Annotated in this window: 9 protein-coding genes and 3 pseudogenes; 4 read left to right on the top strand and 8 right to left on the bottom strand. The window is 67.3% G+C overall.

Annotated features, from left to right (window positions below; genetic code table 11):
* The 7 genes and pseudogenes from A9W95_RS07565 to A9W95_RS07530 form a co-directional block, all read right to left on the bottom strand.
* Positions 1-459, bottom strand: a pseudogene (locus A9W95_RS07565) (glucose-1-phosphate adenylyltransferase); the annotation flags it as partial.
* 26 nt (positions 460-485) lie between these two features.
* Complete coding sequence (locus tag A9W95_RS07555) at positions 486-2,171, bottom strand: CocE/NonD family hydrolase (RefSeq protein ID WP_067410342.1); 1,686 nt, start codon at positions 2,169-2,171, stop codon at positions 486-488.
* 30 nt (positions 2,172-2,201) lie between these two features.
* On the bottom strand, positions 2,202-2,876 hold the full coding sequence (locus A9W95_RS07550; RefSeq protein WP_067410341.1) for an isoprenylcysteine carboxylmethyltransferase family protein: 675 nt from the start codon (positions 2,874-2,876) through the stop codon (positions 2,202-2,204).
* Positions 2,873-4,519 (bottom strand): ABC transporter permease, encoded by a 1,647-nt coding sequence (locus tag A9W95_RS07545; RefSeq protein WP_156746063.1) that lies wholly within the window; start codon positions 4,517-4,519, stop codon positions 2,873-2,875. The genes A9W95_RS07550 and A9W95_RS07545 overlap by 4 nt, the downstream gene beginning before the upstream one ends.
* Positions 4,516-5,451: an ABC transporter ATP-binding protein gene (locus A9W95_RS07540; protein WP_067410347.1), complete on the bottom strand. Its 936-nt coding sequence runs from the start codon at positions 5,449-5,451 to the stop codon at positions 4,516-4,518. The genes A9W95_RS07545 and A9W95_RS07540 overlap by 4 nt, the downstream gene beginning before the upstream one ends.
* A complete protein-coding gene (locus tag A9W95_RS07535; RefSeq protein ID WP_067410340.1) occupies positions 5,441-6,079 on the bottom strand; it encodes a TetR/AcrR family transcriptional regulator in 639 nt (212 codons plus the stop codon). The genes A9W95_RS07540 and A9W95_RS07535 overlap by 11 nt, the downstream gene beginning before the upstream one ends.
* A 179-nt stretch (positions 6,080-6,258) precedes the next feature.
* On the bottom strand, positions 6,259-6,924 hold the full coding sequence (locus A9W95_RS07530) for an O-methyltransferase (protein WP_067410338.1): 666 nt from the start codon (positions 6,922-6,924) through the stop codon (positions 6,259-6,261).
* 210 nt (positions 6,925-7,134) lie between these two features.
* Between A9W95_RS07530 and sigE the strand changes: the two genes are divergently transcribed.
* The 4 genes and pseudogenes from sigE to tatB all read left to right on the top strand — a co-directional run.
* Positions 7,135-7,899 carry an RNA polymerase sigma factor SigE gene (gene sigE / locus A9W95_RS07525; protein ID WP_067410337.1) on the top strand — a complete coding sequence of 255 codons (765 nt, stop codon included), beginning with the start codon at positions 7,135-7,137 and terminating at the stop codon, positions 7,897-7,899.
* 137 nt (positions 7,900-8,036) lie between these two features.
* Entirely contained in the window at positions 8,037-8,435 is a 399-nt protein-coding gene (gene rseA, locus A9W95_RS07520) for an anti-sigma E factor RseA (RefSeq protein ID WP_067410335.1), read from the top strand.
* 133 nt (positions 8,436-8,568) lie between these two features.
* Positions 8,569-10,086 carry a S1C family serine protease gene (locus tag A9W95_RS07515; protein WP_067410333.1) on the top strand — a complete coding sequence of 506 codons (1,518 nt, stop codon included), beginning with the start codon at positions 8,569-8,571 and terminating at the stop codon, positions 10,084-10,086.
* Positions 10,087-10,186: 100 nt separating this feature from the next.
* Positions 10,187-10,408, top strand: a pseudogene (tatB, locus tag A9W95_RS26085) (Sec-independent protein translocase protein TatB); the annotation flags it as partial.
* Positions 10,409-10,426: 18 nt separating this feature from the next.
* On the opposite strand, the pseudogene A9W95_RS28375 reads toward tatB, so the two are convergent.
* Positions 10,427-10,587: pseudogene (locus tag A9W95_RS28375) on the bottom strand (Sec-independent protein translocase TatB); the annotation flags it as partial.

Raw genomic sequence — 10,587 nt, 5'->3', positions numbered from 1 at the left:
CTCACCGGGTCCGACGACGACGTTCTTGTCCAGGATCGCGTGGCGGACGACCGCGCCGCGGCCGACCCGGGCGCCGGGCATGATGACGCTGCCTTCCACGATGGCGCCGTCGTCGACCACGACGTTGGACGACAGCACCGAATTGCGCACCGAGGCCGCCGAGATGATGCTGCCGGCGCCTACCACCGACTCCTGCGCGGAGCCGCCGTTGACGAATTTCGCCGGGGCCAGGTTCTCCGACTCGCCGCGGATCGGCCAGCGTTTGTTGTACAGGTTGAACACCGGGTGCACCGAGACCAGATCCATGTGGGCGTCATCATGCCCGGCGCCCGGGTCGGCCGCGGCGCGGTCGTCCGCCACGCGATCCTGGACAAGAACGTCGTCGTCGGACCCGGTGAGATGGTCGGCGTCGACCTGGAAAAGGACCGGGAACGGTTCGCGATCAGCTCCGGCGGCGTCGTCGCGGTCGGCAAGGGTGTCTGGATCTAGCCCGGAATCTGCGGAATCAGCAGGTGCGCGTCATAGCGTGGCCCCCAGCGCAGCGTCATCAGGCCGCGCGGTGGCTCGGCGTAGGCGGCCGGGAACTGCCCGAAGATCGGATTCCGCGGCGACAGCCATCGGCCGGCCACCACCAACCGCAGCTGCTCGCCGGCGCGAAACAGCGTCGCTGACGGACCCAGGGCGACGTCGACGGCGGTCACCTCGCCGGAAGTGACCGGCCGCGGGCGGTCACAGCTGGGCACCGGCTCCCACGGTTGAGAAATTTCAGGGTCCACCTCGCGCAGCGAGACCCGTTGCCAGCCGGTGGTCACTCGGTCCCGGCCGTAACCGTAGGAGCCCTCGAATCCGACGTAGCGGCCGTCGCGCCACTTCTCGACGCCGAGGAACAGGTTCGCGTCGTCACAGCCGTCGAGTTGAACCCACAACCGCGCTGCCATGGGACCGGTCAGCTCGACGTCTTCGGTGAATGTCCAGGTGAATGACGCTGCGCGCGAATGCGTTTCGATGGTGACGCTGCCCGCCTGGGTGGGCGGCTCGGCGGCCAGAACTCCGGCGCCGGCCAGATACATTGGTCGCCACTGGGTACGGGCGAGCGGCCACTCGCCCTCTTCGCGCACCGCAACGACGGTGTCTCGGTCCTCACGCACCTCCAGGCGCACGCTACGAGACGCCGGCGCGCCGTCGAGCACGGCGCGGAAGAACGCCAGTTGCTCGGCCAGCGCGTCGGCGGAGTAGAACGTTTCCCACTTGCCGCCGCGATGGGTGTAGAGCCGGGCGTGCTCGGAGCCGCCGTGGGTGAACGCCCGAATGGAGCCGCGGCTGTGCAGGTTGTTGTCCGAGAAGCTGCCGCAGACCAGCATCGGCACCGTGATCGCCGACAGGTCGGGCACCAGCGAGCGCCAGAAGTCGTCGCGCAGGGGGTGGGCGTCCTGCATCGGACCCAGGGCGTACCTCTGGCGCGTCGAGCGAGTGACGTTGCGCGACCACAGCTTGGTGAAGCCGGTCTCCCGAACCCCGCCGGGAAACGTCAGGTCACGGTAGGCGTCGGTGAACCCTTCCCACGGGCAGATCGCCCGCAACGCCGGCGGTTGCAGCACAGCCACCGCGTACTGGCTGATCGCCAGATACGACACCCCCAGCATGACGACGCGGCCGTCGCTATAGGGCTGCTCGGCCAGCCACTGCACCAAGTCGTAGGTGTCTTGGGCCTCTTGCTGGGACAGCAAGTCGCCGGTCCCATCGGAGTGACCGCAGCCGCGTGCGTCGGCGTTGACCACGACGAAGCCCTGCGCAGACCACCACGCCGGGTCTGGCGCCTCCCAGCCGGTGTAGGCCGAGAAGGAGACCGGTTTGGGCTGGCGCAGCATCCGGTATTGCGGCGAGAACGTCCATTTCTTGCGTCGGCGAGACGGCAGGTTGTCCTTTCCGTACGGGTGGATACTGAGCATCACCGGCCGGGCAACGCCATCAGGTGCGCGAAAAACGTTGATGCGCAACACGGTTCTGTCGCGCGTGGGTACCTCGACGTCGCGATCGACCACCAGGTCTGAGGGGGGATCGGTGACGGTGACGGGCGGCTTGACGGCCTGGCGCAACCGGTCGGCCGCATAACGAAGCGCGCCGCGACGCCGCCACGGCCGGTCGAGGGCAGGTGCGGGTTCTCGCGGCACGCCGCTACCTTAAGGCGTTGCGGCCGTTTGCTACCACACGTAGGGCAGCAGTCGATAGCGCACCCGTTGCATGTAATCGCGGTAGCCGGGCAGATCTTGGATGAGCAACTTCTCCTCGTCGAGGATCCGGACCACCATCGCCAGGACCCCGGGGATGAGAAACACCAATCCCCAATAGGAGCCCAGTGCCAGTGGGATGCCGCACATCAGGATGACGTTGCCGACGTACATGGGATGTCGGACAAACCGGTAGAAGCCGCTGGAGACCACCTGCTGTCCGGACTCGACGGTGACGGTGGCTGCCGCGTAGGCATTCTGGACGACTACCAGCATGGCGGCGCCGAGTCCGACCGCAACGAGAACGTCACCCACCACACACAGCGGGGCGGGAACCGATGACCACCCCATCCGGTAGTCCAGCGCGCTGAGCACCATCGTCGCGAAGAAAGAAACCATCGCGACCACGATGATGATCTTCTGCACCGTCCGGGCTTCGGCGAGCGGTCCGGCGCGCATCCGTCGTTGCAGGACAGCCGGGTTGGTGCGGGCCAGATAGACGCTCGGCACGAGTGTCACCACCGTGAAGACCACCAGGAAAACCCATCCCTGCCAGTAGTGCAGCGTGCCCGCCGGGTAGAACAACAGCAGTCCCAGGACGACGAGGCCGACCACGGTCGATAGAAGTGTCCGCAGGCCGACGTTCATGACCGCAGGTCCCGACGCTGAAATGCCAACAGGCCTAGGCCGATCAAGACCACGTCGCAGGCTGACAGCCACAACAGGGGCACCGCGGTGAAATCACCTCCGCCGACCCGCGGCGTGTGGGCGAACGGCTCGAGGTCGAGCAGCCATTGCGGGAATCCCGACAGGGAGCCGAGCAGAAACAAGGCGATGAAACCGACCAGCACACCCCATGCGGCCGGGGTGAACCGCGGGGCCAAGCCGAACAGTCCGAGGGTCACGGCCGACAACAGCCAGACCGCCGGCAGTTGTACCGCGGCGGTCGCCAGCACGGTGGGCAGCTTGCCCCCGACGTCACCGGCGGCCACGCCGTAGGTCAACCCGGCCGCCAACCCGGACAGCAGGATGGCCGTCGCTGAACCGGCCAACGCCATCACCAAATGGCTTGTCAGCCAACGGGTTCTGGAGACTGCTCCGGCCAGGAGTGTCTCGGCGCGCAGTCCGGTCTCTTCCTGGTGCAAGCGCAGCGTCAGCGATACGGCGAACGCGGCCGCGACCATGCCCAGCATGGTGAAGCCCACCGTGATGAACGCCTGCTCCATGGCGCCGGTGCCGCCCAGTCGCGCCACGACTTCACGCGCGCCCGGTCCGGTCCCCAGTTCCTCGCCGATGCCGTGTGCCACGCTGCCGATCAACAACCCGTACAGCGTCAAGCCGGCCGTCCAGAGCAACAGCGCACCGCGATCCAGCCGCCACGCCAGGCCGAACACGTTGCTCAACGTCGGCCCGGCGGTGCCGCGGCCGGCCCGTTCGGCGATGAGACCGGCGCCGACGTCGCGCCCGGCGAGCAACCGGTAGGCCGCCGCGGTGACCACGACGGTGGTCACCAGATGCAGCACGAAGACCCACCAGTGGTCACCCGCATAGGGCCGCACTTGCAGCGACCAGCCCAGTGGAGACAGCCATGACAGCGCACCGGAGCCGGCATCGCCGACCGCCCGCAGCGTGAACGCCGTGCCCAGCACCGCGAAGGCGAAGCCGCGGGCGAACCTGGCGCTCGGCGACAATTGGGCGGCGACGGCCGCCACTGCGGTGAACACTAGCCCGGAGGCGGCCAGGGCTGCGCCGAAAGTCAATGAGCCGCTGGCTGGGACGTCGGTGGTGAGCAATCCGGCGGCTCCGATGACGCCGGTGGTGAGGGCGGCAGCGAAGGACAGCAGCAACGCGGCGGTGAGGTTGGCGTATCTGCCGACCACGGTCGAGTCGATCAGTTCGGCGCGCCCGGATTCCTCGTCCGCTCGGGTGTGGCGAATGACGGTCAAGATGACGGCAACAGCGATCAGCAGATGGAACATCCCGGCTTTCCAGATGCCGACGGCGCCCAGGCTGTTGTTGTAGATCTGCCCATAGAGCGCGCGCTGGGCGGGGCTGGCCATGATCGAGGCGGCGAAACCGGTGCGATCGGCCTCGGTTGGGTAGACCTTGTCGATGCTGGCGATGTACACCGTGGCCAGCGGCACCGACAGCAGCAACACCCACAGCGGCAACACCAATCGGTCGCGGCGCAGGTAGAGGCGCAGCAATCCCAGTGTGCCAACGAAATTCGAGCTGCGGCGTGGCCGATGCGGGGTTACCGGCCCGGGGCGATCCAACAGGGCGGTGCTCATAGCGTCGACACCTCCTTGGCGTTGTGCTCGACCGCGCCCTTGGTGCTGTAGTGCCGCAGGAAGAGTTCCTCCAACGACGGCGGCTGGCTGACCAGGCTGCGCACCCCGGCGTCACCGAGGACCCGGATCAGTTCCCCAAGGCTTTCGCTGTCGACTTGGGCGCGCAGTGTGCTGCCCTCGACACTGACGTCTTCGACGCCCTTGATGCGGCGGACATCGCCGGGGTCCCCGGTCAATTCGGCTTTGATGGAGGTGCGGCTGAGATGCCGCATGGATTCCAGCGTTCCACTCTCGACGGTCCGGCCGGCCTGAATGATCGTCACCCGTTCGCACAACGCTTCGGTTTCGGCCAAGATGTGGCTGGACAGCAGCACCGTGACGCCACGGTCGCGGGCTTCGGCCACGCACTGCTGAAAGACGTTCTCCATCAACGGGTCCAAGCCACTGCTCGGTTCGTCCAGCAACAGCAAGCGAGCTGGTGAGGAGAAGGCCGATACCAATGACACCTTCTGTCGGTTGCCTTTTGAATAGGTTCTGACCTTCTTGTGCGGGTCGAGCTCGAAACGCTCGGTCAGCTCAGCCCGGCGCTTGGCATCGATGCCGCCACGCATGCGGGCCAGCAGGTCGATCGTCTCACCGCCGGTCAGTGACGGCCACAGCGTCACGTCCCCAGGGACGTAAGCGATCTGGCGGTGCAATTCCACCGCGTCGGTCCACGGGTCCCCACCCAGCAGTCGGGCGGTACCGCCGTCGGCCTTGACCACGCCCAACAGGATGCGGATGGTCGTCGACTTGCCGGCACCGTTGGGTCCCAAGAAGCCGTGCACTTCACCTTCGCGCACGGTCAGGTCGAGGCCGTTCAGCGCCCGTACCGCTCCGAATCTCTTTGTCAGGTTGCGGATTTCGATGGGGGCGACATTGTCAACTGGCATGGGAATCTCCTTGTTCATCGGCGGCCAGGAATGCGTCGTACATGGTGCGGTCGACCATCAGTCCTTCGGTGTAGATCTCCAGCGCGGGGAGAATCATCTCGCGGGCGTAGTCGCGCAGGACGGCTCTGATGTCCGTTGGGGTTTCGTGCATCTGCAGATAGAGCAGGAACCCGCCGCCGCCGGTGATGCCCAGATACCGCGCCCGGGCCCGCGGGTTGCGGCTGGGCTTGATGGTGCCGGCCCGTACGCCCTCGTCGAGGTATCCTTCGGCGTTGTCAATCATTCTGCGCCACAACATGTTCGCCAGCTCGCCGCCGGTCATCATGCTGCGGACCAGGTAGGCCATCATCGGCGCATAAGACTCGATCTCGGCCATTGCCGCGAACCAGGTGGCCGGGTCGTTGGACTGGAGCGCCTCGGCTTTGGTGTTGCGGATCTCCTCGGCGATGTAGTCATCGCAGGCCTTGCGCAGGCCGTCTTTGGAGCCGAAGTGGTGGATGACCAGTGCGGCACTCACCCCTGCGGCGTCGGCGATGGCGCGCAGCCCGACGCCGAACCCGTTTTGGCCGAACTGATCGATGGCCGCATCGCGGATGCGGGCCATAGCCGTCAAGTCGGCTGAACGCATGTTCAGTACACTAAACGCACGTTCAGCCGTCGGTCAAGAGGTGCGTCGGATGGGCTACGGCTTCGAGTGGGCGCCCATGGCCTCGAGTGGGCGTGCAGGGCGGGATTTTCGCCAGATCAGCGCCGCCCAATCACGGCCGAAGCCGTCGACGCACGCTCGGCGCTGCTTAAGGGGGTCGGTCAGTCGCGAACGGCGGCGAGCACCCCGTCGCCCAGGGGCACCAACGCCGGGGTAAGCCGTTCGTCCTCGGCGATCAGCCGGGCCGCCTCCCGGACGGCGGTCACCTCCGCGTCGCGCGCGGCCGGATCCCCGGCACGGCCGCCCAGCCCGGCCCGGTGCACGACGATCACCCCACCCGAGCGCAGCAGGCGCACGCCCTGAACGACGTAATCCGGCTGATCGATCGGGTCGGCGTCGATGAACACCAGGTCGTAGGACTCGTCGGCGAGCCGAGTCAGCACGTCTTGGGCCCGGCCACTGATCAACCGCGTGCGCGACGGCCCGATCCGCGCCTCGGCGAACGCCTGCTTGGCCAGCCGGACATGTTCGGGCTCGATGTCGATGGTGGTCAGCACACCGTCGTCGCTCATGCCAGACAGCAGCCAGAGACCACTCACGCCAACCCCGGTTCCGACTTCGGCGACCGCCTTGCCGCCGCTGAGCTTGGCCAGCAAGCTGAGCAGGGCACCGACCGCGGGAGTGATGGCGCCGGCTCCGATGTCCGCGGCCCGCTCGCGGGCGCTGGTCAGAATCGCATCTTCGGATATCGACCCCTCGGCGTGCGCGGAGAGTGACTCGGCCCGGGTACGGGTGTCCTGGCCGAGGGTGTCGTCGCTGCTGGCCATGTGCGCAGCGTATGTCGAATCGGCGGCGCGGGCGGGCAGGCGCGCGAAACAGCACCGGCGGCACCGCCCGGACACGCCCGCCGCCGGCGCCGCGACGAACGTCACTCTCACCCGCAAAGCCGCAGGACAACCCAGGTAACGATCCGGTTTCTCAGCCAAACCTCAGTTTGTTCCTATACCGCCCATACGCCGATACGCGACGGTAGCCACATGGAACGCGGTGGACGGTGGGCAGGGAATAGCGAATGGCAACTGCGCGTTGCCGTCACTGACGAACTGCCGACGTTAGACGGCAGGGGAAATCTGGAGGAACCGACGATCACCACCTTGAGCCCGACCACCATGTCTCACCCCCAGCAGGTACGCGACGACGAGTGGGCCGACTCCACTGACGAGTTGCTGGGCACCGCGGTTTTCGACGCGACCGGGGACAAGGCGACCATGCCGTCGTGGGACGAGTTGGTCCGGCAGCATGCCGACCGGGTCTACCGGCTGGCTTACCGGCTCTCGGGCAACCAGCACGACGCCGAGGACCTGACCCAGGAAACCTTCATCCGGGTGTTCCGGTCGGTCCAGAACTACCAGCCCGGCACGTTCGAGGGTTGGCTGCACCGCATCACCACCAACTTATTCCTGGACATGGTCCGCCGCCGGGCCCGCATCCGCATGGAAGCGCTGCCCGAGGACTACGACCGGGTCCCCGCCGACGACCCCAACCCGGAGCAGATCTACCACGACTCGCGCCTCGGGCCTGACCTGCAGGCCGCCCTGGACTCACTGCCGCCGGAATTCCGCGCCGCGGTGGTGCTGTGCGACATCGAAGGTCTGTCCTATGAGGAGATCGGCGCGACGCTGGGGGTCAAGCTGGGCACCGTGCGCAGCCGCATTCACCGGGGACGCCAGGCGCTGCGCGACTACCTGGCCGCCCACCCCGAACAGGCCGAAGGCGCGCTGCACTCCGCTTCGGTCAACTAGCAGCGCCAACCCATCGGTTTGGCCACTGTGCGGTTGCCAACCGGTTCCAACTCCTGGGGATTCACCGGCTGAACATGGTTATCAGGCCCGTCACCGCGCTACATTCGAGATTATCGAGGCAGCGAGAGGAGTTGGTGATGCCCGACCGGGGAGATGTGTTTCGGCGCGCGTTCTCCTGGCTCCCGGCCCAATTCGCCTCGCAGAGTGACGCGCCGGTCGGCGCGCCCCGCCAGTTTCGGTCCACCGAGCATCTGTCCACCGAGGCGATCGCGGCTTTCGTCGACGGTGAACTGCGCATGAACGCGCACCTGCGCGCCGCGCACCATCTTTCGCTGTGCCCGCAATGCGCGGCCGAGGTCGACGACCACAGCCGCGCACGTGCCGCGCTGCGCGATTCCCAGCCCATCCGCATTCCCAGCGACCTGCTCGGGCTGCTTTCCGAGATCCCGCACTTTCCCGCCGACGACTCCGGATCCGAGCCGCGCTCTGACCGCTTGCCCGGCCGGGACGGCCGTGATCAGCGGAAGCGCCGCTAGGGTTTCTGCCGAGTCACTGCGCGCCGTGGATACTAGGGTGAACACGGACGTGCGTTGTTGGGGTCGCGCCGGTATTTCGCTGCACACATGGCTCCGTCTCGAACGCTAGCCAGAGGATTCAGAAGAGGGTGACGTGAGCTCCGACCAAGGCAATAACAGCGGCCAAGACGGCGGCCAGCGGCTGGCGCCGCGCCCCATCTCCCGGCCACCCGTCGACCCGGCGGCGCGGCAGACGTTCGGACGTCCGTCCGGCCTGCAAGGATCCTTTGTGGCCGAGCGGGTGCGCCCGCGGAAGTACCAGGAACAGTCGGAGTTCCATCCGCACACCCAGCCGGCCGATCCGGTGCTCGAGGAGGCTTTCGGACGTCCCTTCGACGGCACCGAGTCGCTGCAGCGCCACCCCATCGATGCCGGCGCCTTGGCGGCCGAGAAGGAGAACGGCCAGCCCGACGACGGCGACGACCCATGGCGCGACCCGGGGGCCGCGGCAGCCTTGGGCAAGCCGGCGATCGACGCGCCGCCGCCCCAGAGCTCCTTCGGTCATAGCGGCAAACTCGGCGTGCGCGACGTGCTGTTCGGCGGCAAGGTCTCCTACGTCGCCCTGGCCATCTTGCTGGTGACCGCGTTGCTGATCGGCGCGATCGGCGGCGTGATCGGCCGCAAGACCGCCGAGGTGGTCGAGGCGTTCACCACCTCGAAGGTGACCCTGTCCACCAACGGCAACGGCGAAGGGCCGGCGGGCCGGTTCACCAAGGTCGCGTCCGCCATCGCCGACTCCGTGGTGACCATCGAATCCAAGAGCGACCAGGAGGGCATGCAGGGCTCCGGGGTCATCATCGACGGGCGCGGCTACATCGTCACCAACAACCACGTCATCTCCGAGGCCGCGAACAACCCCAGCCAGTTCAAGACGACCGTGGTGTTCAACGACGGCAAGGAAGTGCCGGCCAACCTGGTCGGTCGCGACCCCAAAACCGACCTGGCGGTGCTGAAGGTCGACAACGTCAACAACCTGACCGTGGCCCGACTCGGTGATTCCGACAAGGTGCGGGTCGGCGACGAGGTACTCGCGGCGGGGGCGCCGCTGGGCCTGCGCAGCACGGTCACGCACGGCATCGTCAGCGCGCTGCACCGCCCGGTGCCGTTGTCCGGTGAGGGCTCGGACACTGACACCGTCATCGACGCCATCCAGACCGACGCCTCGATCAACCACGGCAACTCCGGCGGCCCGCTGATCGACATGGACTCCCAAGTGATCGGCATCAACACCGCCGGCAAATCGCTGTCCGACAGCGCCAGCGGCCTGGGCTTCTCGATCCCGGTCAACGAGATGAAATTCGTCGCCCAGACCCTGATCAAGGACGGCAAGATCGTGCACCCGACGCTGGGCATCAGCACCCGGTCGGTGAGCAACGCGATCGCCTCGGGCGCTCAGGTGGCCAACGTCAAAGCCGGCAGCCCCGCCCAAAAGGGCGGCATCCTGGAAAACGACGTGATCGTCAAGGTCGGCAACCGCGGCGTCGCCGACTCTGACGAGTTCGTGGTTGCCGTACGCCAGTTGCCAATCGGCCAGGACGCGCCCGTCGAGGTGGTACGCGACGGCCGGCACGTCACGTTGACGGTCAGACCCGACCCCGACACCAGCTCGTGATGATCGCGGCGCAGCCGGGCGCAGCGGGTCATCACCATATGACCCTGATGATCGCAAGCGCGGCGCAGCCGGGCGCAGCGGGTCATCACCATATGACCTGATGTTCGCCAACATCGGCTGGGGGGAGATGCTCGTCCTCGTCGTGGTCGGGCTGGTGGTGCTCGGCCCGGAGCGGCTGCCCGGGGCCATTCGCTGGACCGCGGGCGCCCTGCGCCAGGCGCGGGACTACCTGAGCGGCGTGAGCAATCAGCTGCGCGAAGACATGGGGCCCGAGTTCGACGAACTGCGGGGCCAACTCGGCGAGCTGCAGAAGCTGCGGGGTCGGGGTGGTTCCGTTGGCCGTCGGCCGGTCGAAGTTGCCGGTGAAGATGGAGTCGTCGCCGTCGAGTAGGTGTTTGGTGAGCGCGGCCCGCGGCGTCATGCCCCGCAGCTTCTGCAGCTCGCCGAGTTGGCCCCGCAGTTCGTCGAACTCGGGCCCCATGTCTTCGCGCAGCTGATTGC

It is taken from the genome of Mycobacterium sp. 1423905.2 (assembly GCF_001673155.1).
Taxonomy (GTDB): Bacteria; Actinomycetota; Actinomycetes; order Mycobacteriales; family Mycobacteriaceae; genus Mycobacterium.
The sequence above is the reverse complement of the archived record's forward strand: the minus strand, read 5'-3'. Positions and strand labels throughout refer to the sequence as shown.